Below are 23,860 nucleotides of genomic sequence, written 5' to 3'. Positions count from 1 at the left end.
GTCAATGGCCCAGGTGCTTGTCGAAGAACTGGGTGATTTCAGCGAACGCCGCTCTCGCCTCCGGTACACGGTCATCCATTTGATATTGAGCGTGCGACATGCCGTCGAAAACCTCGAGCTGCGCTTCGACCCCGGACTGCTGGAGCTTCTGATGCACGCGGACGGTGTTGCTTAGCAGCAGGTCGCGAGTCCCCGTGGTCAGAATTGCAGGCGGAAAGCCATGCATGTCGCCATATACCGGCGAGAGGAGCGGGTCCTTCAGGTCATGACCGTGCGCGAATACGTTCGCCGCGGCCTGGCAGAAGCCATTGCGCGACACCAGCACGTTGTCCACTTTCTCATTCGTGTAGAACGAGTCGCCAACCTTCGTGAGATCCGACATCGGCGTGCCGGGGGCTATCGCACCAGGCATAGGAAGCCCGTCGTGTTTTGCCCGCAACATCAGTTCGAGCACCAGCGCGCCACCCGCCGATGTTCCGAAAACGCCCACGTTCTTCGAGTCGTGCGTGCTTAGTACCGACTTGTAGACCGTTTCCACGTCGTCGAGCGCCGCCGGGAAATACGCCTCGGGCGGCATGCGGTAGTCCACCGAAATCACCCGGTAGTGTCCGAGGCCGGCCATGATCATGGCTTCGGTCGTACCGGATTCTCCCGGGTACAACTCATAACAGCCGCCATGGATGTGGATGAGCACCTTGTCGCGGTGTTCGGGCGGAATGTCGTTGGGCGTCACGATATACGCCCGCACGCCGCCGATCGTCGTCGGCTGCACCGTCACGCCGAGGCGCGCCTGCATGGCCGGAATGTTTTTCATGACCGCGGCGGCCTGGATGTTCGCGGCTTTTCTCCACGCCTCGCCTGTCGTCCACTGGGCGTTCCAGTTGGGGTTGTAGGGCGCTGCAATGAGTTTTTGCAGCTCGGGGCTGACATCGCCCGGCACCGGCACGGTTTTCGCGGGGACCTGCCGCGGTGCGAGCGCAACGTCGTCGGCGAGCGCGACGCCCGAAACACTCGCAAACGCGGCGCACGCCAGCAAAATAAATTTCGTGAGCTTCATTCTGAATTTGCTTGAGGTTTGAAACCCCGCTTGAATTGCGCATCTGAATCGAAGCGGAAATTCATCGGGGCGCAGAGCCGACACCTGGGCTGAACGCCCAGGCTCCGGCGAATCTCGACCGATCATCGCTAGCGAGGCAATGACAGCGTCGATCATGACAACGATGACGTCATGGGAACATGCCCGCCGATGGCGCCGCGGCGAGCGCGGGCGGCGCGTCGGTCTGCGCGAGGGCGTCGGCCGACCATCCTCCACCGACAGCGTGGATCAACTGCACGTTCGCGCTCAACTGCTGGGTCTGGATATCGAGCAGGGCGCGCTGCGCGTCGAGCGCCATGGTTTGCGCCGTCACCACGTCGAGATAGCCGATAGCGCCGTGCCGGTATTGCGTCAGCGCCAGATCGAGCGCATGCTGCGCGGCCTGCGCCGCGTCGCGTTGCTGGCCTAGCGCGGTGCCGAGATCCGACAGCAGCGACAGGTTGTCTTCGACCTGCTGGAAGGCGGACAACACGATACCTCGATAGATCGCGCCCGATGCGTCCATTGCGGCCTTTGCGGCATCAAGCTGCCCGCGTCGCAACCCACCGTCGAACACGTATTGGACAAGCTGCGGACCCACCGTCCAGAAGAGATTAGGCGCACTGAAGAGGCCCGCATAGGCGGCGCTTTGCAGACCAGCCTGCGCGCTCAGCGTAATCGACGGAAAGTACGCGGCGCGCGCGACGCCAATTTTCTCGTTCGCCTCAGCCACGCGGCGCTCCGCTGCTGCGATGTCCGGCCGCCGCTGCAACAACGCGGAAGGCACGCCGACCGGGATCGACGGCAACGCAAGCGACGCGGTCTCCTCAGGCAGTGTGAACTCGGACGCCGACGCCCCGACCAGCACCGCAATCGCGTGTTCGAGCAGCGCGCGTTGCGCCAGGTTTTGCGACAGCATCGATCGCGTGGACGACAACTGTGCCTGCGCGCGCGATACGTCGAGCCCCGGGACGATCCCGCCTCCATGGAGTGTTTGGGTCAGATCGAGCGCCTTCGCATAAGCCACCACCGTTTCTTGCAGCAGTTGGGTCTGTTGATCGAGGCCACGCAGTTTGACGTAGCTGTCGGCAAGCTCGACTTCGAGGCTCAGTTGCACAGAAGCGAGATCGTCCTTCGTAGCCTGTGCCTCGTCCTTGCCCGCTTTCACGGAGTCGCGCACGCGCCCCCACAGATCGAGGTCGTAGTCGACCTCGCCGCCAAGCGTCACCGAGTTGTAGAAGTCCGGGCCGCCAGCGCGCAGCGGCCGTGTGGCGGATTGCCGGTTGCGTTGTGGAATCGCGACCGCCGTGACGCTAGGGAAGAGACCGGAACTCACCTGCTCGACGAACGCCTTGGCTTGCTGATAGTGGGCGAACGCAACGCGCAGATCCGTGTTGTTCGCGATGAGCCGTGCCTCGAGGTCGTCAAGCTGCGTATCGCCGTACATCTTCCACCAGCCGTCGCGGCTCAACTGGTCGGACGGCTTCGCGTCGACCCACGGGCCCATCGTCCGGTATTGCGAAGCGACAGGCGAGGGCGGCACCTTGTAGGCTGGCGCGAGCGAGCAGCCGGCTACGAGCGCCGCACCGGCGAACAAGGCGGGCAACGCCCGCGGCAAGCGGCGCGCGCGCGGGTGGATTGCAGTCTTAGCCATGGGCGCTTACCTTGTTGCCGCCCGTCGCGACTTCGACAGAGTCGCCGTTGGCGAGCCCATCGGGTGGCATATCGATCACACGGTCGTTCGGCTTGAGACCCGAACCGATCTCGACGGCGTCGCCCAGGTCGCGCGCAATCGTTACGTCCTTGAAGCGCACGTGGCCACCTGTGTCGAGTGTGGCAATGCGCAGCCCGTGGCTGTCGAACACCAGTGCGCTTGCCGGCACGCGCAGTGCGTTCGCTTGAACGGGCAGCTTGAACTGCAGGCTCGCGAAACCGCCAGGCAGCAGTTTGCCTTCGCTGTTGTCGACGAGCAGTTGCACCAGCGTCGAGCCCGAATTCGCGTTGACGGCATCAGCCGATGCAATCACCTGCGCAGTGAAGTGCTGGTCCGGGTATGCAGGCACGGTAAGCGTGGCGGTCGTACCCTCGTGGATCAACGGCACGTAGTTCTGCGGCACCTGCACATAAACGCGCAACTGCTTCACGTCGGACACGGCGAACAGTTCCTGCCCCGCGCCTGCGCTGCCCGCGTTGATCAGCGCGCCGACATCGGTGTCACGCGCGGTGACGACGCCATCGAACGGCGCAACGATCCGGGCGAAGCCTTTCATCGCGACAAGGCGGTCGACGTTCGCTTGTGCAGCAGCGACGATCGCTTTCTTGGCTGCGTAGTCGCCCGTGCGCTGGTCGACGTCCTGCTGGGCGACCGCGTCCGTGCCAAGCATCGCCTGCCAGCGTTGCGCCGTCGTCTGCGCCAGTGCCGCATTGGCCTTGGCGGTGTCGAGATCGGCTCTGGCCTGCGCGAGTTGCTGGTCAAGCTCTGGCGTTTCGATTTCGGCGAGCGTTTGCCCCGTCTTCACGTGCGCGCCAATATCGACATTCCACGCCTTTAGATAACCGCTTACGCGCGCGAAGATCGGTGCGCGCGAGTAAGCCTGCAGTTCGGAAGGGAGCGTGAGCACGGGGCCGCTTCCTTCGCGTGCGGGCGCGATCACGCTCACGGTCGGCACGGCCTGTGCATCCGTCCAGGCTTTCAGCTTGCGCGCATCCGCGGCGCGCAGCACGAGACCCGATACGACGGCGACCACGACAATCGCGGCGCCTGCAAGAGTCGCGGCCGCGAGCCGCCGGGGTGCTCGCGTGCGTGCGATGCCGGGCTCAGAAACGGACTCGCGGGCGGATTCAATCGGTTCAGACGACATGAGCGGTACCTTCCGAGGCAAACGAGCCGGGGGTCGCCGCGCGAGCGCGGCGCGCGTGGATAATGCAGAAAACGACGGGGACGAAAAAGAGCGACGCCGTCGTCGCAAAAAGCAGACCGCCGATCACCGCGCGGCCAAGTGGCGCATTCTGTTCGCCGCCTTCTCCGAGCGCGAGCGCCATCGGCGCCATGCCGATGATCATTGACAGCGCGGTCATGAGCACCGGTCGAAAGCGCGTAAATCCGGCCTCAAGTGCGGCCTTGAGCGGGTCGCCGTGCGCGGCGAGCCGCTCGCGGCAAAAGCTCACGACGAGAATCGAGTTTGCGGTCGCGACACCCATGCACATGATCGCTCCGGTCAGCGCTGGCACCGATAGCGTGGTATGCGTCAGGAACAACATCCATACGATGCCGGCGAGCGCTGCCGGCAGCGCCGACACGATCACGAACGGGTCGGCCCACGACTGAAAGTTCACGACGATCAGCAGATAGATCAGCGCCACAGCGCCGATCAGGCCAAACAGCATGCCGGTGAAGGCGCTGTTCATGGTTTGCACCTGGCCGAGCAAAGCGACTGACGAGCCTTTCGGCAGTGATTTCGCATGACTCGCGACCACCTTCTGGATATCGGATGCAACCGCGCCGAGATCGCGGTCCTGCGTCGTCGCGAAGATTTCGACCATCGGCTGGATGTTGTACTGGCTCACGATCGAGTTGCTGCTCGTGCGGTCGAACGTGGCCAGGCCGCCGAGAATCTGCGGGCCGCTTAACGCAGAGGTCGAAGACGTTATCGGCAGATTCTGCAACGACGACAGCGTATCGAGACTGTACTGGGGCGTCTGCATCACGATCGGGTACGACACACCGTTGGCGTTATTGAGCCAGAAAGTCGGAGCGACCTGGCTCGAACCCGCGAGATTCACAACCATGCTGTTCGTCACGTCCCTCTCGGTGATGCCGAGCAATTGCGCGCGCGTGCGGTCGACATCGACGTTGAACGTCGGGTTGGCACGCGACTGCTCGATACGCGCGTCGACAACGCCCGGCACCCGGCGAATGTCACGCAGCAGCAGATTCGTGTAGTCGAAGTTGCCTGCGAGATTGTTGCCGCGCACTTGCAGGTCGATGGGAGCCGGCGACCCGAAATTCAGGATCTGGCTGATGATGTCAGCCGGGGGAAATGAGAACGTCACGCCGGGAAACGCGCGGGGTAGCTGTTCCCGCATTTCGCGCACATATTCGGCGGTTGGCCTGTGTCCTTCGTTCAGCTCGATCTGGATGTCACCGTCCTGGGAACCGATGATGCCCGTGTTGTTGTACGCGGTGTTGATGCCGCTAACCGGCAAGCCAATGTTATCGACCACGGTGCCAAGCTCCGCTGGCGGCACGATCCGACGCACGGCGCCTTCGACGCCGGCGATGATCTCCGACGTCTTCTCGACGCGCTCGCCGATAGGCGCACGTACGTGCAGCAGGATCTGGCCCGCGTCCACGGCAGGAAAGAAGTTGCGGCCAAGAAATGGCAGGAGTGCAAATGAGAGCAACACGAAGCCGAGGAAACAGCCGACGAAGGTCCTGCGATTTGCAAGCGCCAGTTCGAGCAGGCCGCGATACCCCGAGCGTACGTTTTCAAAGCGCGCCTCGAAGCCCTTCTGGAAACGCGCCAGTGGGCCAGGCCGCCGGGCGTCATGCTCGTCGTGTGCAACGACGTGGGGGTGCAGCAGGAAGTTCGCCATGGTCGGGACCAGCGTGCGCGACAGAATGAAGGACGACACCATCGCGAAGATCACCGCCTCGGCCATGGGGACAAATAGAAAACGCGCCACGCCGTTCAGAAAAAACATGGGTACGAACACGATGCAGATGCAAAGCAATGAGACAAATGCGGGCGTGACGATTTGCGCGGCACCATCGAGAATCGCGGTCTCGACAGGCTTGCCGTGTTCGAGGTGCCAGTTGATGTTTTCGATCGTCACCGTCGCGTCGTCGACAAGAATGCCGACAGCGAGCGCCAGACCGCCAAGTGTCATGATGTTCAGCGTTTCGCCGAGTGCCGAGAGCGCTGCGATGGAGCCGAGAATCGAGAGAGGGATCGATGTCGCGATGATGATCGTGGATCGCCAGCTACCCAGGAATAGCAGGATCATCAGGCTGGTCAGCACCGCAGCGATCACCGCCTCGCGCGCCACGCCGCCGATTGCTGCGCGCACAAACAGCGACTGGTCGCCGATTGCGGCGACCTGCAGATTGTCCGGCAATGCGGCCCGTGCATCGGCGAGATGCTGCCTGATTCCTGCGATGATCCCGAGCGTCGACACGGAGCCGTTCTTCAGGACCGTCATCAGCACGGAGCGGTGACCGTTCACGTGCACGATATTAGTCTGGGGCGGGCTGCCGTCGGTCACGTTCGCAACGTCCCGAATATAGACGGTCGTACCGTTCACGGCCTTGACGGGCAGGTCGCCCAGTTCGCGTATTGCAGCGGGTGCATCGTTGAGTTGCAGCGTGTACTCGTGATCCCCCATTTTTGCGGTGCCGACAGGCGTGATCAGGTTTTGCATCGCGAGTGCGTTGGCGACGTCCTGCGCGGAGAGGCCACGAGCCTGTAGTTTCGCCGGATCGACGTCGATCTGGACCTGGCGCGTCTTGCCGCCGAACGGATAGGGTATGGCTGCCCCCGCAACCGTAACAAGTTGCGGACGCAACTGGTTAAGTCCGAGATCGCCGAGATTCTGTTCGCTGAGCCCGTTGCCCGACAGCGCGAGCTGGATGATCGGCACCGTCGAAGCGTTGTAGTTCAGGATCAGCGGTGGTGTCGTGCCCGCTGGCAATTGCCGCAACTGTGTCTGTGCGACTGCGGTCACCTGGGCATTCGCGGTGGCGATATTGACGCCGGGCTGAAAGAAGATCTTGATAATGCCGAATCCAGCCACCGATTCAGCTTCGATATGTTCGACGTCGTTGACGGTGGTCGTAATTGTCCGCTCAAAGGGCGACGTGATTCGACCCGCCATCTGATCCGGTGGCAGCCCGGTGTATTGCCACACGACGCTGATGACGGGAATGCGGATGTCGGGAAAGATGTCGGTTGGCGTTTTCATCGCGGACAGCGGTCCGATGATGAAAATGATGATTGCCAGCACGACAAAGGTGTATGGCCGCCGAAGCGCGATACGTACCAGGCCGAGCATGTGGATTTTCCTGCAAAGCACAGTTACTGGGAAAAGCGGGCGCGTTCGCCCGAACGAGTCACGGCGAACATCGCACTTTGCTTCGATAGCGTTCGTCAACGCGCTGGGAGCGGCACGCCTTCCTTGCGGCCGCTGTCTGATGCTATGGCACGTTGGAGTCGTCCGCGAAGGCGCATTGCGATGCGTGCGTCCTTCGTGACTCAAGCGCGTACAAACGTACAAAGCCGGAATGTACACAAAGGATCAACTTCTTGCTGGTGACATTTCGTCAGGATGGCACATTAAACGGCTGTCCATACCAGGTGATCGGGCGCGGTCAGTGTGTTCGGATTCCAGGTTTTCATTGGGAAAACAGTGGCTTAATGAGACAGTAAAAGAGGGTTCGGACAAAGGTCGGATTGCCCCTGCGATTGAGAGAGCGCTTTTGTTACGAGTTATTAACGGCCTTTCGGATCGCCGAATTTCCCACGCACTGTGTTTAAGGAAAGTTACTCCCAGATTACTTTGTTTCCTCGTGGAAACTATGAATCTTGGTGCCTTCCCAGATGTGCCTGGATTACGCCGAATTTGGCAGAAATCGACGTATAGCGAGTGTTGATGGCAAGCGCAGCGTAATTGACAATGGTTGTCACGAACTCGCCGTGACGCCGTGCGCAATGCCATTACCCCTGCTTGAAGGAGGTTAAAAATGCCTTTGTACGATTACCGATGCGAAGCGTGCGGCGTCTTTGAGGCGATGCGCAAGCTTGCTGAACGTGATTGCCCCGTACCTTGCTCCACGTGCGGCGTGCCGGCGGACCGTATACAGGCGTCGGTATCGCTTTTGCTGACGTCAAACGGAAACGCTCCTGATACCCATGCCGCGGCTGGATCATACGGAATGCGGCATTGGGGTGGATGCCGATGTTGTCGCTGACGCAGCGGTAGTCCATTTTGGCTTTAAGGTCATGGCTGCCGCTCTCGCCGTCCCTGGCAATTTGTTTCCTCCCGGTAAGCATGGCTCCAGCAGGTACGTGCTGGCGCCTTGCGCAAGAAGTTGAAACAATCGCCCTTCGCGGCCGCGAATCACGTTAATCGCGTCGGGCGCATATTCAATTGGAAGAAGCGCCGCGTGCCCGATTTAGTGCGCAAACGAACCAAGCTGAATATTTGCAGGCAATGGCAAAGACAAACCACAGAATCTCGCGCAATGTGCGCTCGACTCAAGCGCAGCATTCGAAGGCGCGCCTGCTGCCGCTTCCCCGGGCGGCATCCAGTTTCACGGCATTGCGCGCCCACATTGCGCTGGATCTTCTACGGCGAGGTAAGGGCAGTGCGTCGTCCATCCGCTTGCTTGCCGATATCATGTGTCTTGTGGCGTACATGGTCGAACTGGGCTATTGCATCACGAGCCAGGAGCAGATCGACGATGCCGATGGCTCAGTGGCGCGTTCATTCGCTTGGGCCGAGCGGACCGGAGAATGGCGCCTTGACGAACGCGGAGTGGCGGCGTTCGCGCCGTTCGTGACGGCTTACGACAAGCTGCTCCAGTATGTTCCGGTTGGCGCGCTGGCAACAGCTTACGACGCTCTGGATCGCATACGCGCGAGGGCAGCCGTGGTCAGGAGTGCCGATCAGGTCGCGGCGTGAGCGCTGACGTAAGGGGGTGCACCTTAGCGGCCGCGCGCAACGCGCTTTGCAAGCGTCTCGCCGTTAGTCGGCCTCGGAGGCAATATGCCTGTCGTTCGCTCCGTGCGAAAGCGTGCGCGATAGTCCGCAGGATTGATCTGCAGGCGACGCGCGAACACACGCCGCAGCGCATCGGTGCTGTCGAAGCCGCAGCGTTTCGCAATCTCCCGCAAGGACAAATCTGTGCCTTCCAGGTAGCGCCGTGCCGCGTCGATGCGTGCATTGGCGAGAAATGTCATGGGCGTGACGCCGCATTCCTTGCTGAATGTTCGTGCGAGATTGCGCGCGCTCATGTGCACGCGCTCGGCGAGCGAAGCGACCGTGTGGTCGATTTGCAGGTTGTCGAGAATGTATTGCTGCAGTGATGTGGTTTGCGAATGCGGCGCTGCCTGCGATTCCAGCAGCGGGCTGAACTGCGACTGACCGCCGGCTCGCCGCAGGTACACGATGAGGTACTTCGCGACGTCCAGCGCCATCGCGCGTCCGTAGTCTTCCTCAATCAACGCGAGCGCAAGGTCGATCCCCGCTGTCACGCCTGCCGTCGTGTAGATGCCGCCGTCTTTCACATAGATGTGATCGGGCTCGATGCGCGATTTCGGAAAGGTCGTGGCGAGCCGGGGCACGTCCATCCAATGCGTGGTGACCACGCGGTTGTCGAGCAGGCCCGCGGAGCCCAGAGCGAAAAGACCGTTGCAAATGGCACAGACGCGACGTGCACGCCGGTATTGCGCGTGCAGCCATTCGCTGAGCGCCGGGTCGTCGAAGATCTCGAAGATCCCGAGGCCGCCAGGCACGATCACAGTGTCGAAGTCAGGGCAGGCGTCGAAAATCGTGCGCTCCGGCACGATCGTCATGCCGCTCGACGACTGGATCGCGCCGCGCGTCGTGCCGACCGTCAGGATCTCGTACTCGCATTCTCCCCGGCTCAGGACGCGGACCTCGGCGAATGCATCGCGTGGGCCCGCAATATCAAGCAACTGAAATCCCGGGAATACCACCATGCCGACCTTGATGCGGTTCATTGCGCTCACTCGCAGACAGTGGAAGGGAGGCCGCCGGCCGACCGCGGCCCCGGTCTCGCCAAGCCGTTCCTGTTCATGCCGCCGACGCCCCTCGCTCGTAGTCCTTCAGTTTATATAGCATCGCCGAGGCGAGCCAGCCAACCGTAAAGATCACGACGATGCCGTAGCCGAGCAGCCCGAAATTGCCGTTGAGGGTATCGATGAAGCGCCAGAACGGGCCGGAGAGATTGAGCATCTGCGCGGCGAGCCCCAGTGCCTCGATACCCCCGATCAGCGCGGCGACGAGCGTCGATATCAGCGTGATCGTCAGGTTGTAGTACAACTTGCGCAAAGGCTTGATGAAAGCCCACCCATAGGCGCCGAGCATGAGGATGCCATCGGTCGTGTCGACGGTGAGCATGCCCGCTGCGAAAAGGCACGGAAAGGCGAGGATCGTCCAGAGAGAGAAGCCGGCCGAAGCCTGAGACGCCGAGGTGCCAAGCAGGGCCACCTCAGTGGCGGTTTCGAAGCCCAGGCCGAACAGAACGCCGAGCGGAAGCATCAGCCAGCTCGCACGCACAAGCCCAAAGAGCGGGCGGAACATGCGCGCGAGCAGATTGCCCGCAAGGGGGGCAACGCTGTTGTTGTGCGCGTCGCCGATCTCGCTGCGGCGGGCCTTGCGAAAGGCGCGCACGAGATCGATCAGCAGCACGACGTTGAGCGCTGCGATCGCGAGAAGAAAGACCGCGGACACGAGTGTGCCGATTGTGGCGCCAGCTTCGCGCAGCGCTTCGAAATGATGCGCAAGCGACTGGGTTGCAAGCGCGACGACGAGCGCGCCCACCACGACCGTGAGCGAATGGCCGAGCGCGAAATAGAAGCCGACTGTCACAGGCCGTTTGCCGTCGTTCATCAGCTTGCGGGTCACGTTGTCGATCGCGGCGATGTGGTCGGCGTCCATTGCGTGGCGCAGGCCGAAGCTGTACGCGAGAAACGCCGTGCCGAGCAGCATGGGCGACGTGCGCAGCACGATAAGCGCCCAGGTCCACGCGAGAATATTGACGAGCGCCAGCGTGGCGTACATGGTGACGATGCGCGAGCGGCTTGACGCGTGAGGGCGAAGCGGTTCAGTGGCGAGGCTCATGGGTGTCTCCTTCGTGATTTTGCAGGTCGATGTGTGCAAACTGGCTCGCAGGGCGTGGCGCGAGTGCGCTCGTCAACTCCGCTGCGTCGAGCGTGCCGCTCGCCTCGATTACGTTCAGTAGCGCTTCGAAAAAGCGTTCGTAGTAGTCCCAGCGCGGCTGGTGCGCGCATTCGAGTGATTCCCAGCGGCCAATGGCTTCGATCAGGCACTGGCGGAAGTCCTCCCACTCGAAGCAGCCGGCCTTCGCCAGCGAAAGCGCAAGGCCAAACACGTCGCGCTCCCAGCGGTTCGTGAACAGCAGTTTGCCGTCGATGCGTGGCGGAGAGTCGGCGTGACCGAGCATCGACGCCGTGGCGTACTCCTCGAATCGAGTGAACATCGTCTGCTCCTACGCCTGCGGTGCGGCAACCAGTGCGACGCCCATCATCGACTCGGGCGTGACGAGCGCGGCGAGCGCATCTTCGCTCATGCCCTCCGTGTTCGCTGGACGCTCGGGCACGACAAACCAGCGGATCTGCGCGCTGCTGTCCCATACCTTAACGGCCTTCTCTTCCGGCACCACCACGCCGAACTCGCTGAGCACAGCGCGTGGCTCGCGCACGCCGCGCGCGCGGAACACCGGGTCCTTGTACCAGTAGGGCGGCAGGCCGAGCACCGGCCACGGGTAGCACGAGCACAGCGTGCAGATGATGAGGTTGTGCACATCGGCGCTGTTGGCCACCGCGGCCATGTGCTCGCCTTCCGCGCCCGTCATCCCGACGGGCAGGTCGAGTTCGGCGATCGCAGCGGGCGTGTCTTCGAGCAGGCGCGCCTTGTAGGCTGGATCGACCCATGCACGCGCAACGATTTTTGCGCCGTTGAAGGGGCCTGCCACGGTTTCGAAATGGCGCAGCACCGTATCGACCGAATCGCTGCCGATGATGCCCTTTTCGATCAGCAGCGCTTCGAGCGCGCGCACTTTCGCGGCGCTCGACGTTTCGCGGTCGTCAGAAAAAGCAAAAATATCGCTCATGTTTCTCTCCATTGTCGGTTGTGCGCGGAATCAGGCAACCGCTGCCACGTAGGCTTCGAACAGATCGGCGTAAATCGTCGTGTTGGCCTCGCTCTTGCCGGTGCCCCAGATGTCCACTGCCTCGAAGGCAATGCGATAGACCGGCATGGGTTCGCCGATGCCGTCCACGCCGGTCGAAACGAAATATGCGTAGGTGTCCGGATAAACGCGCTCTACAGTGCCCGTCTTATTGCGCAGATAACCCGGCAGACGCGTGTGATCGACGGCTTCGGGGTCCGCAACGCGCACGCGCTGGCCCACCTTGAAGCGCGCTGCCTTCCCGCTAGCGTGCCGAGGCGAATCGCCTTGCTGAAGGTATGCGTCGATCTGCGCGTCGAGCGCCGTGTTGGGCCGATGGGGCAGCGGGGAGTCAGGCTGGCTGCGGTAGAGCGCGGTCTTGTCGGCCAGCTCCTGTGCAGTGAGGTAGCCCGCGTCGATGAAAAACTGTGCAATGCCGCCAAGCCATTTCTCGTAGTAGCGGAACTTGAAGTATTCGAACGGTTGCATGCCCTCTGCACCGGTGCGCAGCGACGCCCATGTCCAGTCGCTGCGGAACGTGGTTGGCAGCGTCTTGATGGGATATCCCGGCAGCGCATTGTCGAGGTGCGCGCTCTCGGCCATCATGGCGGTGTGGATGCCGAAGATGCGCTGCTCCCACGGCTGGGCGAACACGCGCGTGTCCAGGTTGACGGGTCCGAGGTTTTCGAGTCCGCCGAGGTGGTGTTGGAGTTTCATTTGGAGTCCATATCGTTGAAAATGGATCGAGCCATTATGGAGAAGGGGAGACTCAGGGTATTGCCATAGGCGCGGTACCAACTGATGCCGAGGCGACACAACCCAGCAGACCGGCGCGCAACGCGTGCGCATCCAGGCCGCGGCCGATCGCGACGAAACGGCTTTCGCGCATTTCGTCGCGCGCCCATGCTTTGCCGAAGTGCGTATCCATCAGCATGTGGACACTGTGGAAATGGAGACGGCGCGTTTCGCCGTCGATGTTCAGCACGCCTTTCATGCGCAGCAAGGATAAGCCTTGCGCCTGCACAAGCTGGTTCGCCCAGCGGTTGAAACGCAGCGGGTCGAGTGCGCCGGGAATCACGAAACCGAAAGACTCGATGCTCGTATCGTGTTCGTGTTCGTGCTCGCCGTCATCGAGGATGTCCGGCTCGAGAGTGAGCAGATGGTCGACAGAGAACGTCTTCGTCGAGAGGAGCACGGGCACGTCGATCCGGGCGTGCGTCGCCAACTCGTGCGTCGCGGCCGGATTGAGCTGCCGCAGCGTTGCCTGCAGCGACTCAATCTGTTCGGGCGTAGCCGTATCGGCTTTGTTCACGACAATGCGATCGGCAAAGACGACCTGCTCGCGTGCGATGTCGTCGCTGAGCTGTGCTTGCGCGTGACACGCGTCGACGACCACCACCACGGATTCCAGATCGACGCGTTCGCGCACGTCGGGGTCGGCGAGAAACGTCTGCAGGACGGGCGCCGGGTCGGCGAGCCCCGAGGTCTCGACGAGCAGCCGTTCCAGCCCGTCGCCGAAGCGGTCGAGCAGCGCGAGCACACTCGTCACGAGGTCGGCGCGCACAGTGCAGCACACGCAGCCGTTGCTGATCTCCACAATGGCTTCTTCTTCGGCGACGATCATCTTGCCGTCGATACCCACTTCACCAAACTCGTTCACAACGATGCCGATTGGCATGGGCCGCGTGGCGTCGAGCACGTGATTGACGAGGGTGGTTTTGCCTGCGCCGAGAAAGCCGGTGATTACAGTCGTAGGGACCTTCCTGATCCGCATGGAAATCTCCGTGTCGGGTTTGCTGATATATCAAGAAAATAGCCAAGTTTCCGTGGCCTGAGAGGCTGGCGTCCTGTTTGGTCGCGACGACGGCTTGCGTCGCCAGTTCGGCTGTCCGGATTATTTCGAAAGGTGCCAGACGGCCACGCCTGCGCCGTTTAGATCGCGACTCGTCGCTCAGTTCGCGCCAACCGCACGCCTTGTGGTGAGCGCGCTCCCGGCGATTTCGGACACATAGCCGAATACCGCGCCGGTCACGAGCGCGGCGGCCGCGACGAGCGCAGGGTTCGCGAGTCCGGGCGTCGTGATCGGGCGGCCTGAGGCGACGGTCGTCCCAACGGTCGAGGCGAATCCCCAGACGATAGCGGGCAGCACGTCGAGCAGCCTGATTTTCGACGCCTGCACCATCGCCGCGCTGCCAACGCCCACGCACACTGCAATGGCCAGTGCCGTCTGGCTCGTGCCGTTGATGATGAGCAATGTGAGGGCACTGATGACCAGGCCGGCGAGGTTTGACGCGATGCTCTTGATGAAGCCCGCCGAGCCGCCGCCCAGCACGAAGAACGAAGCCCATGCGATGAACGTGACCCAGACCGGCACGGGGAGCACGGTGCCGGTCAACCAGGTGTCGACCACGGCGAGGAAGCCGATGCTGAGTGTGTATGCCTCGGATTGCTTCATTGCTCTCTCCTTGAACGAGTTGACGAAGGGCTCTTAACTGCCACGCGAACAATCTGTTAGCGATGTTCGGGCCGGTCTGGAGGCTCTGTCCGCATTCACGCCGCAATCGTCCGCTAGCGTCGTGAGGCGCGTCCGTCAATGTCGAGGTGGGCTGCCGCGGACAACCGCCGCCGCATGGCGGTAGTGATCAATCTTTCGAGAGAAGGGAGCGGGGCCGCGCGGCCTTGGTGCACACGTTCGCCTGTCCGGTGCGCAATGCATCGATCGGCAGCAGGCGCCAACGCCCGATTTGCCTGCAGCTCGCGCTGCGGCGGCATGAAGCGCCCGGCCACTTGAAGCAGGCACCAAGGCGGGTCAGCTTCCGAAGAAAATATTGCAATAGCTGGCAGGGCCGACGCACGAGGAGGACGTGCCGCTGGGCGCAGGCAAATGTGAGCCAGAAGCGGACATGCCGCTCATTGTCGTGCCGCCCATGGCTTCGTTTGCCAGAGACTGATTGTCCTGCGCGGCGATTTTGGCCTCGGCCGCCTGAATGTCCGCAGGATAGGTCGCATCATTGCCGATCGACGGGTTGTAGCCGGCTTGCTCGACGCGGACGAGATCCGCGTGCACTTCAGCCCGCGTGAGGTCCTGCGCAGAAGCGGCGCTGGCAAAACCCCCAAATGCCAATGTGAGTACCGAAAGTGCGATAGCAATACGTGAATTCATTTCGAACTCCTAAGTCAAAAGATGCGCTTGTTGAGAAGCGAAAAGGCTCGTTCCTCCGTGCTTCTCATACGTGCAAACGGCCGTGGGGGATCAATATTCCAGCATGAATCGAATTTCGTCTGGGGCGATAGCGGATAGCACGCCAGGCATGCCGGGGTCATGCCAGATAATTCTGCGCAAGTGGCAGCGCAAACCTGGAATAACGGCCATGCGTTTCATGTTCACGTAGATATGAACGCCCGCCGATCCACGCCGGTGCAAGGAGTCCGCCATGAGCAACGTGCTGTCCAACTGGATCGTGATTGGCTGCAATGCCTACGACGAATATACGTACGTGCCGTGGCTCAACCGGCATGTCTACCGGCGCACGGTGGCACTGAACCGCGTTTGTCTTCAATAGTGCCGTCCACGCTGTGGGGCGCTGCGACAGGAATCATGCTTTCGATCGGTACTGCACCCTCCGCGGGTTCAACATGCGATTCTCGCCGCGACTGATCGTCAAGTGACGACTTTCGTTGGATAATAGTATGAAAAACCAGCGAGAGAAGCATGAAAGGGAACATGAAAGGCACGGCGAAAGCCCAGCCGGCGGCCGAGTCGCGCCACCGCGTTACGCGAGGCAAGCGTGCTCCCGCAGCGGGGATGCAGGACAAGGAGGATGTGCAGGCGGACCGCGCAACTTCGGGCGATACCCACGCGAGGCACCCGAAGCAAACGATCGTGCGGCGCCTGCCGCGCACCGAGCGCCGGGCGCTCGTTCTTGCCAAGGCCGCCGACTACTTCTCCGAGCACGGGTTGGAGGCGCAGACAAGGGCTATCGCGGAAGTATGCGGCGTCTCCCAGCGCTTGCTCTACAGCTTGTTTCCGAGCAAGGCAGCGCTGATCGAAGAAGTTTACAACCATGAAATAGCCGGCCTGTTCAAGGCGATCTGGTTCGTCAATCTCAAGGATCGGGGCGTGCCAATTGAGGCACGTTTGATCGCTTTCTATCGCGAATACTACGAGACGCTGCTCACGCGCCGGTGGTTGCGGCTGTTCCTCTTTTCGTCACTGGCTGGCCTGAGCATGGCGCCGGCATACTCGAACGCAGTCATTTCCCATGCACTCGAGATTGTCGTGACAGAGGCCGCTCATGAAGCAGGGCGATCGGTCCCGCCAACTATCGACGGACTCAAGGAGGTCGGCTGGATCTTGCACGGCGCCATTTCGCACCTTGCGATCCGTCGCCGCATCTATGGTCACGACGACGCGATGCCGGTGGAAGACGTTATCGCAATGACGGTGCGCGCGTTTCTGGCGAGCGTTCCGGCACTTCTTCCGCCGCTCCCGCCTGCCTGACTCTCGAAGCTCGAACGGCGCTGGCGATTCAGTGCCGTTCTTCCGCACGCCTGGCTGCGGCCCTAAACAAACTTCACATCTCCATCAGGGTGCGCAAGCGCGCGCCCTTTTGCACTCACATTCGGCGGTTTCCACGATCCCGCCGCGCGTGCAGCTGTCCGTTGCATAAGTCGTCAGTTGACGACTTATGCAATTGGGAATATTGTTCGTCTGAAGCATCGCTAATGATTGACGCGGCGAAACAGCCAATTTAATCGAGTGAAAGGTCGTAGGAATGTTGTCGTCATTTGACGATTTGCGTTCTGAAAGGCACAAATAGATTCCGTCTGGCATGGCTGAAGTGCCGCAAACGAGTTCATGAAACCATCTGTCTTTTCCTATCATCGGCCGGGCACGCTCGGCGAAGCGCTGGTGTTGCTCGCCGAGCACGGCTTCGACGCGAAGGTGATCGCCGGGGGGCAGTCGCTCGTGCCGATGATGAACATGCGCCTCGCGCAACCCGCGCACGTCATTGACCTGAACGCGCTCGAGGAACTCACCGGTATCGCGCGCTCCGCTGACACGCTGTCGATCGGCGCGCTGACTCGCCATCACGAACTGGCGACGAACCGGCTCGTGAGAGACGCTTGTCCGCTTCTTGCGCAAGCCGCAGGCACGATCGGTCACTTCGCGATCCGCCAGCGGGGCACGCTCGGCGGGAGCATGGCGAATGCGGACCCGGCGGCCCAGTTGCCGTTGATCGCACGCACCTTGAGTGCACGAATCAAGGTGGCCGCGAATGGAGGCACGCGCGAAATCGAGGCGACTGACTTCCTGCTCGCGACCATGACTACCTCGCTCGATGCGGACGAGATCGTCACCGCCGTTGACTTCCCGTGTGCGCGGCCCGGCGAAAAACAGGGATTCGAGCTATTTAGCCGCCGTCAAGGCGACTTCGCGATCGCTGCCTGCGCGGTGACAGCAGTGGTCGAGGCAGGGCGCCTGAGCGCATTGCGCATCGGCATCGGTGGCGTGAGCGACGTGCCGTTCACGCTCAACGAAGTGGCGGCCGATTTTGAAGGCGCTCTCGCGGACGCTGCCACGGTTGCGCGTATCGGCAAGCGTGCGGCAGCGGCGGTCGAGCCTGCCGACCATCCGCAGATCAGCGCCGCGTACCGGCGCGATCTTGTCGAGGCGTTGACCGCGCGCGCACTCGCGCGCGCATGCGGAATTGACGCGCATAGCCCCGCGCATAACACTTGAAACGGCCATGGAAACGAAGCTGATCCATTTCGAAGTCAACGGCACGCGGCATGCGGTGCATTGCGAATCCCGCAAACTCCTCTCGGACGCATTGCGCGAAGATTGCCGGTTGACCGGCACGCATGTGGGCTGCGAACACGGCGTCTGCGGCGCATGCACGGTGCAGATCGACGGACAGCTTGCGCGAGCGTGCCTGACGTTCGCCGTGCAGGCGCAAGAAGCGCGCATCACAACGATCGAAGGCATGGCGGCCGGCGCGCGGCTCTCGGTGCTTCAGCAGGCCTTCCACGAGCGGCACGCGTTGCAGTGTGGCTTTTGCACCCCCGGCATCGTGATGACGTTCGACGCCTATCTGCGCGAGAATCCGCAGCCATCCGCAGCCGAGGTCCGCGACGTGCTCTCCGGCAATCTATGCCGGTGCACCGGCTATCAGAACATCGTGCGCGCGGTGCTGTTGGCGGCCGAACGCCTGCGTGGGGAGGCCGCCGATGTCTGAGAGTGCATTTCGCTACCTGAACCGGCCCGCGCGCCGCACCGAGGACTATCGACTGTTGACCGGCCTCGGCCGCTATGTCGACGACATCGACATTCCCGGCGCGCTGCACGCCTGCTTTGTCCGCTCGCCCCACGCGCATGCACGCATCGCGTCAATCGATACGAGCGAAGCGCTTGCGATGCCGGGCGTAATCGCAGTTGTCACCGGCAGCGATCTCGTGCAATGGACACGGCCTTTGCGCATGGCGCCGCCGATCGAGGGCTTGCTTCCTGTCGAGGTAGACGCACTCCCGACCGAGGTGGTGCGCTTCCACGGCGATCCCGTAGCGTGCGTCGTAGCGATGGATCGTTATGCGGCCGAGGATGCGGCGGAAAAGGTCTACGTGGAGTTCGACCCGCTGCCGGCCGTGTCCGACATGTGGCGGGCGCTGGAAGCGGATGCGCCTCAGGTAGACCCGATGGTTCCCGGCAATCTGATTTCGCACCAGACCTTTGCGCATGGCGATCCGGGTGAGGCCGAGCGCACCGCCTACCGCGTCGTCGAGGCGACCTTCTCACAGGCGCGCCAGACTCACGTGCCAATCGAGACGCGGGGTTGCGCTGCGGTCTGGGACCGGGGCCGCGAACATCTGACGTTCCATATCGGCTCGCAGGTACCCCATCCGTTGCGTACGCAACTGGCTGCGCGTCTCGCGCTCGACGAATCCCAGGTCACAGTGATCTCACCGGACGTGGGCGGCGCATTTGGACAGAAGATCGCCCTGTATCGCGAGGAACTCGTCGTGGCCGCGCTGGCTCGCCATCTTGGCCGGCCTGTGCGTTGGCGAGAGGACCGGCTCGAGAACCTGAGTGCGGCCGCGAATTCGCGCGAGGACTTTTGCCGCACGCGGGCAGCCGTCGACGAGCGAGGAACCTTGCTGTCGTTGACGCTCGAAATGCGCGAGGACTTCGGGGCGTATTGCTTCTTCCCCGCGAATTATCTTGCGCGCGTGGTCGCAATGATATTGAGCGGCCCATACCGGCTTGAGCACTACGCGTTCGACGTCAAGGTCGTGCTCAGCCACAAATGCGGCAACGCTCCGATGCGCGCGCCGATGTCGATCACGAGTTGGGTGATGGACGGGACGATCGAGGCAATAGCGCGAACGCTGTGCCTCGACCCCGTCGAGGTGCGGCGCCGCAACCTCATCAAGCCGCAGGAGCTGCCCTGGCGGACACCGACGGGAGAACTGCTGTCCGACATCACGCCCACCGAAACTTTCGAGGCGCTCGTGCGTGCCATCGGCTACGAGGGCTTTCGCGCACGGCAGCGCGAAGCGCGCGCCAAAGGGCGCCATTTGGGGCTTGGCCTGTGCAATGTCGTCGAACCGACGACCTACGGCTCGAAGTTCTACAAGGCGGCCGGCATACCCGGGTCGGGACACGAAGCCAGCTGGATACGGATTGAGCCGACTGGAGTCGTCAACGCGTCACTCGGGCTGGGGCCGACCGGACAGGGCTACGAAAGCGCGATGGCGAACGCGGTTGCCGAGGGTCTCGGCGTCGACCCCTCGCGCGTGATGATCCATATGGGACACACGGACGTTGCGCCATACGGCATGGGAAGCCGCGGAGCGCGCAGCGCGACGGCCGGCGGCGGGGCGTTGTTCCTTTGCGCGCAGCAGGCTCGGCGCAAAGTCCTCGCAATCGCAGCTGCCCGGCTCGGCGAACCCGTTGATGCGCTTCGGCTCGTGGACGGCTGCGTCGAACGCCGGTGCGGCGAGAACTGGCTGGAAACAGGCGTGACATTGGCCGACATCGCGCGCCAGGCCTATCTGGACCCGACCTCATTGCCCGACGGATTGACGCCAGGCCTCGAGTTTCATCTGACGTACGACCCGCCGGCGATGACGTACTCCAACTCTGCGCATGCGTGCGAAGTCGAGCTCGACATTGCGACCGGTGCGTTGACCCTCGTGCGTTATGTGGTCGCTGAAGATTGCGGGACGTTGCTGAACCCGACAGTGGTGGAGGGCCAGCAACACGGCGCGATCGCGATGGGCCTGTCGGGTGCATTGTTCGAGCAGGTGATTTACGACGAAGCCGGGCAGAACACCACCGGATCGCTTGCGGAATATCTGATTGCGACCTCGGCCGAGTTGCCCGATATCGAAATCATCGCGATGCATACACCGAGCCGCTCGACCGCAGCCGGAATCAAGGGCATGGCTGAAGGCGGCGTCATGGGCGCGATCGGCGCCGTCACGAATGCACTCAATGATGCGATGTCGCCATTCGGCGTGGTCGCCGACCGGCACCCGCTGTCGCCGATGTTCATACGCGAGCTGTTGCGTGACTCAATATGACTGGACGAAACGATATGAAAGAAGGCGTGACATTGCCGGCTGTTGGATTCATCGGCCTCGGCATCATGGGTGGCGCGATGGCTAGCAGGCTGATCGCGGCGGGCTATTCGCTGCATCTGTACAACCGTTCACGTGAGAAGGCCGAGCCGCTTGTGGCGTCCGGCGCTCAATGGCACGACACACCGGGCTCCGTTGCGGTGGCATCCGACGTCGTCGTGACAATCGTTGGCATGCCTGATGATGTGCGCGCGCTGTACCTCGGTAGCGATGGTTTGATTGAGCACGCGCGGCCGGGCACGGTGCTGGTCGATATGACGACTTCCAGCCCCGCACTGGCGCGCGAGATTGCCGGCAAAGGCGCCGCGCGCGGTGTCGAAGTGCTCGACGCACCCGTATCTGGCGGAGACGTCGGCGCGCGCGATGGCCGCCTCGCAATCATGGTTGGCGGAAGGGCCGAGACGCTGGCGCGCGTCGAGCCGATCCTGCGCCACCTGGGTGCGAATGTCGTGCTGCAAGGCGGCCCGGGTGCAGGCCAGCACACCAAGCTGTGCAATCAGATTGTGATCGCTTCGACGCTCCTCGGCGTTTGCGAGGGTCTTGCGTACGCGGCACGCGCAGGGCTCGATCCACAGACGGTCCTCAACTCGATCGGCGGCGGTGCCGCGGGTAGCTTCCAGTTGAACAATCTCGGGCCGCGCATCGTGCGTGGGGACTATGCACCGGGCTTCATGATCGAACACTTCATCAAGGACATGCGCATAGCGGCCGAGGAAGCGGCACTGATGGGGCGGGAATTGCCGGGCCTGGAACTCGTACGCTCGATGTTCCGGCGTCTCGCCGACGCCGGCCACGCGCGCTCGGGAACCCATGCGCTGTCCAGAATGTATGACACGGAGCCGCTCAAATGAAGTTGACCGACATGTGCATGCTGCCTGTGCGCCCGGCTGCGGTCTGGGCGGCACTGAATGATCCACGCGTTCTGGAGGCCGTGCTTCCCGGCTGCGAGTCGCTGCACATGGTCGATGAACGTCATTTCGAAGCGAAAGTGCAAGCGCGAGTCGGGCCGGTAAGCGCGACCTTTCGCGGTGCCGTCGAACTGACCGATCTGGAGCCGCCGCATGCCTATACGATTATCGGCCACGGAAATGCGGGCGCGGCGGGCTTCGCGAAGGTCAATGCACGCGTGAGGCTGGAGGCGCAGGGCGACGCGACGCTGCTGATCTACGATGCCGATGTCGAAGTGGGAGGGAAATTGATGAGCGTTGGCGCTCGCCTGATCCAGTCGGCCGCGGCGAGGCAACTCGAAGCGTTTTTCGACGCGTTTCGCGCGCACATCGAACAAGGCGCCGTGAGGGACTCATCGGTCCAATACCCAGCGCTTGACGGGATGGCCGCGTTGCCTGCGGCGTCGCACGACGCCGCTGCCGTCGAACAAGCACGAACGACCACTACAGCGTGTGCGGATCCGCGCAGCGGCGTTGGGTCGAGTACTACGAGCACGCCCCGTACAGCGTGGGCGAATTACGTTGTGACGGGCGTGGCGGCTGGTGTGGCCGGTCTGGTGATCGGCTTCGTACTCGCACACGGGTTTTGAGCAGGTCGCGAGCGTGACGTGAACGCGCGATGTTGGCACGCCCCCAGCCCGCTCGCGTCTTTCAGGAGAATTAAACATGTTGGTTGAAATGCGCACATACCAGATTGTGCCCGGTAAGGTCGCCGAATTTCTCACCTTTTATGAACGCAATGGACTCCACATCATCTCGCTGTATGCGCGACTGCAAGGGTGCTGGACAAAGGAGTCAGGCACGCTGAACTCCGTTGTGTTCTGCTGGGCTTACGACAGTTACGCGCATCGCGCCGAGCAACGTTCAAAACTCGCATGCGATCCAGAGTGGCTGGCATTTACGCCGCGCATGTTGCCTTATCTCGTGCATCAAGAGTCGGTGTTTCTCGCGCCGGCGCCGTTTAGTCCGGCAGTGTGAACACACGGGGATGAGCACATCATGACATTCATAGTTGATACAAATGAAACGGTGGTTGATGCCGATCTGGTCGCCGACATGAAATCGTGGCGGCAAAAATTGCACGCGCACCCCGAAACGGCGTTCGAGGAAGTATCGACTGCGACGCTGGTGGCATCGGTGTTGCGGGATCTCGGTTACGACGTGTCCGAAAGAGTCGGCAAAACAGGCGTGGTCGGCACGCTTGAACGCGGCAACGGCCCCGCGCTCGCGTTGCGGGCAGACATGGATGCGCTGCCGATGATCGAACTCAACGACTATGCTCATCGATCGCGCAATCCCGGCAAGATGCACGCGTGTGGGCACGACGGTCACACGGCGATGCTACTGGGCGCCGCGGCGCTGCTCAAGCGCGACGAGGACTGGAGCGGCACGGTTCACCTGATCTTCCAGCCAGCCGAGGAAGTGGCGGGTGGCGGCAAGGTAATGATCGAGGATGGCTTGTTCGAGCGCTTCCCTTGCGATGCCGTCTTCGGAATGCACAACTGGCCCGGACTGCCATTGGGCGCATTCGCAATCAACGACTCGGCGATGATGGCGTCCTTCGACACGTTCGAGATTAACGTTGCAGGCAAGGGTTCGCATGCCGCGATGCCGGAGGAGGGAATCGATGCGCTCGTTTGTGCGAGCCACATTGTCGTCGCGCTTCAATCGATTGTGAGCCGGCGGTTGTCGCCTAAAGAGTCCGCCGTGGTCAGTGTCACACAGATCCATGGCGGCGAGTCGTGGAACGTCCTGCCCGATCGTGCCGTGATACGCGGTACCGTTCGCTGCCTGTCGAGCGAAGTTCAGGCGAAGATCTGCGCTTTGCTGGAGGAAATCAGCACGACGACCGCCACGGCACACGGCGCGCGCGCATCCTTCGTGTACCACGAAGGCTACCCGGCGACCGTCAACGCAGCACGTGCCACACGGGTCGCTCTCTGCGCCGCGCGCAGGACCGTTGGCAACGAATCCGTGGTCTTCGGCTGCCAGCCGTCAATGGCGTCGGAAGACTTCGCGTATATGGCGCGGGAGAAGCCGGGCGCATACATCTGGATTGGCGTAGATGGCGAAACCGCGAGTGCGCCCCTCCACAACCCCTATTACGACTTCAACGACGACGCGCTTGCCATCGGCGCGGCGTATTGGGTCAACGTCGTAAAGGCGTTTGCCGATGCGGCATGAAGGAAAAGGACCCACCACTCGCGTTGCCCCCTGTAATCGCCGCTCGGCGCATGCAAGCAGTCAAATCGATTTAAGGATCAG

Annotated in this window: 23 protein-coding genes; 11 read left to right on the top strand and 12 right to left on the bottom strand. The window is 62.3% G+C overall.

Annotated elements, in window-relative coordinates; genetic code table 11:
- Position 1: 1 nt before the first annotated feature.
- The 4 genes from L0U83_RS38780 to L0U83_RS38765 form a co-directional block, all read right to left on the bottom strand.
- Positions 2-1,057, bottom strand: a complete 1,056-nt coding sequence (locus tag L0U83_RS38780; protein ID WP_233889877.1) for an alpha/beta hydrolase — start codon at positions 1,055-1,057, stop codon at positions 2-4.
- A gap of 169 nt (positions 1,058-1,226) precedes the next feature.
- The gene (locus L0U83_RS38775; protein WP_233889876.1) at positions 1,227-2,729 is read right to left on the bottom strand and encodes an efflux transporter outer membrane subunit; all 1,503 of its coding nucleotides are present in this window, start codon (positions 2,727-2,729) and stop codon (positions 1,227-1,229) included.
- Positions 2,722-3,936, bottom strand: a complete 1,215-nt coding sequence (locus tag L0U83_RS38770) for an efflux RND transporter periplasmic adaptor subunit (RefSeq protein WP_233889875.1) — start codon at positions 3,934-3,936, stop codon at positions 2,722-2,724. Before L0U83_RS38770 ends, L0U83_RS38775 begins: the two co-directional genes overlap by 8 nt.
- On the bottom strand, positions 3,926-7,126 hold the full coding sequence (locus L0U83_RS38765) for an efflux RND transporter permease subunit (RefSeq protein WP_233889874.1): 3,201 nt from the start codon (positions 7,124-7,126) through the stop codon (positions 3,926-3,928). The genes L0U83_RS38770 and L0U83_RS38765 overlap by 11 nt, the downstream gene beginning before the upstream one ends.
- Before the next feature lie 688 nt (positions 7,127-7,814).
- On the opposite strand from L0U83_RS38765, the gene L0U83_RS38760 reads away from it, so the two are divergent.
- Both L0U83_RS38760 and L0U83_RS38755 read left to right on the top strand, forming a co-directional pair.
- Positions 7,815-8,042: a zinc ribbon domain-containing protein gene (locus L0U83_RS38760; protein WP_267939806.1), complete on the top strand. Its 228-nt coding sequence runs from the start codon at positions 7,815-7,817 to the stop codon at positions 8,040-8,042.
- Between the two features lie 179 nt (positions 8,043-8,221).
- Complete coding sequence (locus tag L0U83_RS38755) at positions 8,222-8,755, top strand: hypothetical protein (RefSeq protein ID WP_233889873.1); 534 nt, start codon at positions 8,222-8,224, stop codon at positions 8,753-8,755.
- Between the two features lie 23 nt (positions 8,756-8,778).
- Here L0U83_RS38755 and L0U83_RS38750 read toward each other — a convergent pair whose 3' ends face one another.
- From L0U83_RS38750 to L0U83_RS38715, 8 genes are all read right to left on the bottom strand, one after another.
- Entirely contained in the window at positions 8,779-9,816 is a 1,038-nt protein-coding gene (locus L0U83_RS38750; protein ID WP_233889872.1) for a GlxA family transcriptional regulator, read from the bottom strand.
- Between the two features lie 73 nt (positions 9,817-9,889).
- The gene (locus tag L0U83_RS38745) at positions 9,890-10,939 is read right to left on the bottom strand and encodes a HoxN/HupN/NixA family nickel/cobalt transporter (RefSeq protein WP_233889871.1); all 1,050 of its coding nucleotides are present in this window, start codon (positions 10,937-10,939) and stop codon (positions 9,890-9,892) included.
- Positions 10,923-11,318 (bottom strand): nitrile hydratase accessory protein, encoded by a 396-nt coding sequence (locus L0U83_RS38740; protein WP_233889870.1) that lies wholly within the window; start codon positions 11,316-11,318, stop codon positions 10,923-10,925. The genes L0U83_RS38745 and L0U83_RS38740 overlap by 17 nt, the downstream gene beginning before the upstream one ends.
- Before the next feature lie 9 nt (positions 11,319-11,327).
- Positions 11,328-11,951, bottom strand: a complete 624-nt coding sequence (gene nthA / locus L0U83_RS38735) for a nitrile hydratase subunit alpha (RefSeq protein WP_233889869.1) — start codon at positions 11,949-11,951, stop codon at positions 11,328-11,330.
- Positions 11,952-11,981: 30 nt separating this feature from the next.
- The gene (gene nthB, locus L0U83_RS38730) at positions 11,982-12,725 is read right to left on the bottom strand and encodes a nitrile hydratase subunit beta (RefSeq protein ID WP_233889868.1); all 744 of its coding nucleotides are present in this window, start codon (positions 12,723-12,725) and stop codon (positions 11,982-11,984) included.
- Between the two features lie 52 nt (positions 12,726-12,777).
- Complete coding sequence (locus L0U83_RS38725) at positions 12,778-13,782, bottom strand: CobW family GTP-binding protein (protein ID WP_233889867.1); 1,005 nt, start codon at positions 13,780-13,782, stop codon at positions 12,778-12,780.
- 177 nt (positions 13,783-13,959) lie between these two features.
- Positions 13,960-14,463 carry a DUF1097 domain-containing protein gene (locus tag L0U83_RS38720; protein WP_233889866.1) on the bottom strand — a complete coding sequence of 168 codons (504 nt, stop codon included), beginning with the start codon at positions 14,461-14,463 and terminating at the stop codon, positions 13,960-13,962.
- A gap of 354 nt (positions 14,464-14,817) precedes the next feature.
- The gene (locus tag L0U83_RS38715; RefSeq protein ID WP_233889865.1) at positions 14,818-15,171 is read right to left on the bottom strand and encodes a DUF4148 domain-containing protein; all 354 of its coding nucleotides are present in this window, start codon (positions 15,169-15,171) and stop codon (positions 14,818-14,820) included.
- A 271-nt stretch (positions 15,172-15,442) separates the two neighbouring features.
- Between L0U83_RS38715 and L0U83_RS40660 the strand changes: the two genes are divergently transcribed.
- From L0U83_RS40660 to L0U83_RS38675, 9 genes are all read left to right on the top strand, one after another.
- Complete coding sequence (locus tag L0U83_RS40660; protein ID WP_267939803.1) at positions 15,443-15,571, top strand: hypothetical protein; 129 nt, start codon at positions 15,443-15,445, stop codon at positions 15,569-15,571.
- Between the two features lie 149 nt (positions 15,572-15,720).
- The gene (locus tag L0U83_RS38710) at positions 15,721-16,509 is read left to right on the top strand and encodes a TetR/AcrR family transcriptional regulator (RefSeq protein ID WP_233889864.1); all 789 of its coding nucleotides are present in this window, start codon (positions 15,721-15,723) and stop codon (positions 16,507-16,509) included.
- A gap of 357 nt (positions 16,510-16,866) precedes the next feature.
- Complete coding sequence (locus L0U83_RS38705; protein ID WP_233889863.1) at positions 16,867-17,751, top strand: FAD binding domain-containing protein; 885 nt, start codon at positions 16,867-16,869, stop codon at positions 17,749-17,751.
- A 7-nt stretch (positions 17,752-17,758) separates the two neighbouring features.
- Positions 17,759-18,247: a (2Fe-2S)-binding protein gene (locus L0U83_RS38700; RefSeq protein WP_233889862.1), complete on the top strand. Its 489-nt coding sequence runs from the start codon at positions 17,759-17,761 to the stop codon at positions 18,245-18,247.
- A complete protein-coding gene (locus tag L0U83_RS38695) occupies positions 18,240-20,591 on the top strand; it encodes a xanthine dehydrogenase family protein molybdopterin-binding subunit (protein ID WP_233889861.1) in 2,352 nt (783 codons plus the stop codon). Before L0U83_RS38700 ends, L0U83_RS38695 begins: the two co-directional genes overlap by 8 nt.
- A 14-nt stretch (positions 20,592-20,605) precedes the next feature.
- Complete coding sequence (locus L0U83_RS38690) at positions 20,606-21,499, top strand: NAD(P)-dependent oxidoreductase (RefSeq protein WP_233889860.1); 894 nt, start codon at positions 20,606-20,608, stop codon at positions 21,497-21,499.
- Complete coding sequence (locus tag L0U83_RS38685; RefSeq protein WP_233889859.1) at positions 21,496-22,185, top strand: SRPBCC family protein; 690 nt, start codon at positions 21,496-21,498, stop codon at positions 22,183-22,185. Before L0U83_RS38690 ends, L0U83_RS38685 begins: the two co-directional genes overlap by 4 nt.
- Before the next feature lie 76 nt (positions 22,186-22,261).
- Positions 22,262-22,573: an NIPSNAP family protein gene (locus tag L0U83_RS38680; RefSeq protein WP_233889858.1), complete on the top strand. Its 312-nt coding sequence runs from the start codon at positions 22,262-22,264 to the stop codon at positions 22,571-22,573.
- Between the two features lie 21 nt (positions 22,574-22,594).
- Positions 22,595-23,779: a M20 aminoacylase family protein gene (locus L0U83_RS38675; protein WP_233889857.1), complete on the top strand. Its 1,185-nt coding sequence runs from the start codon at positions 22,595-22,597 to the stop codon at positions 23,777-23,779.
- Positions 23,780-23,860: the final 81 nt, after the last annotated feature.

This window comes from Paraburkholderia flagellata (assembly GCF_021390645.1).
Classification (GTDB): Bacteria; Pseudomonadota; Gammaproteobacteria; order Burkholderiales; family Burkholderiaceae; genus Paraburkholderia; species Paraburkholderia flagellata.
Note: the sequence above shows the minus strand (reverse complement) of the source record. Positions and strands in the feature narration are given on the sequence as shown.

Bases quoted from the DNA above. Each gene is read 5' to 3' on its own strand.
- L0U83_RS38780 (WP_233889877.1), bottom strand. From the start codon at position 1,057: ATGAAGCTCACGAAATTTATTTTGCTGGCGTGCGCCGCGTTTGCGAGT.
- L0U83_RS38775 (WP_233889876.1), bottom strand. From the start codon at position 2,729: ATGGCTAAGACTGCAATCCACCCGCGCGCGCGCCGCTTGCCGCGGGCG.
- L0U83_RS38770 (WP_233889875.1), bottom strand. From the start codon at position 3,936: ATGTCGTCTGAACCGATTGAATCCGCCCGCGAGTCCGTTTCTGAGCCC.
- L0U83_RS38765 (WP_233889874.1), bottom strand. From the start codon at position 7,126: ATGCTCGGCCTGGTACGTATCGCGCTTCGGCGGCCATACACCTTTGTC.
- L0U83_RS38760 (WP_267939806.1), top strand. From the start codon at position 7,815: ATGCCTTTGTACGATTACCGATGCGAAGCGTGCGGCGTCTTTGAGGCG.
- L0U83_RS38750 (WP_233889872.1), bottom strand. From the start codon at position 9,816: ATGAACCGCATCAAGGTCGGCATGGTGGTATTCCCGGGATTTCAGTTG.
- L0U83_RS38745 (WP_233889871.1), bottom strand. From the start codon at position 10,939: ATGAGCCTCGCCACTGAACCGCTTCGCCCTCACGCGTCAAGCCGCTCG.
- L0U83_RS38740 (WP_233889870.1), bottom strand. From the start codon at position 11,318: ATGTTCACTCGATTCGAGGAGTACGCCACGGCGTCGATGCTCGGTCAC.
- nthA (WP_233889869.1), bottom strand. From the start codon at position 11,951: ATGAGCGATATTTTTGCTTTTTCTGACGACCGCGAAACGTCGAGCGCC.
- nthB (WP_233889868.1), bottom strand. From the start codon at position 12,725: ATGAAACTCCAACACCACCTCGGCGGACTCGAAAACCTCGGACCCGTC.
- L0U83_RS38725 (WP_233889867.1), bottom strand. From the start codon at position 13,782: ATGCGGATCAGGAAGGTCCCTACGACTGTAATCACCGGCTTTCTCGGC.
- L0U83_RS38720 (WP_233889866.1), bottom strand. From the start codon at position 14,463: ATGAAGCAATCCGAGGCATACACACTCAGCATCGGCTTCCTCGCCGTG.
- L0U83_RS38715 (WP_233889865.1), bottom strand. From the start codon at position 15,171: ATGAATTCACGTATTGCTATCGCACTTTCGGTACTCACATTGGCATTT.
- L0U83_RS40660 (WP_267939803.1), top strand. From the start codon at position 15,443: ATGAGCAACGTGCTGTCCAACTGGATCGTGATTGGCTGCAATGCCTAC.
- L0U83_RS38710 (WP_233889864.1), top strand. From the start codon at position 15,721: ATGAAAGGGAACATGAAAGGCACGGCGAAAGCCCAGCCGGCGGCCGAG.
- L0U83_RS38705 (WP_233889863.1), top strand. From the start codon at position 16,867: ATGAAACCATCTGTCTTTTCCTATCATCGGCCGGGCACGCTCGGCGAA.
- L0U83_RS38700 (WP_233889862.1), top strand. From the start codon at position 17,759: ATGGAAACGAAGCTGATCCATTTCGAAGTCAACGGCACGCGGCATGCG.
- L0U83_RS38695 (WP_233889861.1), top strand. From the start codon at position 18,240: ATGTCTGAGAGTGCATTTCGCTACCTGAACCGGCCCGCGCGCCGCACC.
- L0U83_RS38690 (WP_233889860.1), top strand. From the start codon at position 20,606: ATGAAAGAAGGCGTGACATTGCCGGCTGTTGGATTCATCGGCCTCGGC.
- L0U83_RS38685 (WP_233889859.1), top strand. From the start codon at position 21,496: ATGAAGTTGACCGACATGTGCATGCTGCCTGTGCGCCCGGCTGCGGTC.
- L0U83_RS38680 (WP_233889858.1), top strand. From the start codon at position 22,262: ATGTTGGTTGAAATGCGCACATACCAGATTGTGCCCGGTAAGGTCGCC.
- L0U83_RS38675 (WP_233889857.1), top strand. From the start codon at position 22,595: ATGACATTCATAGTTGATACAAATGAAACGGTGGTTGATGCCGATCTG.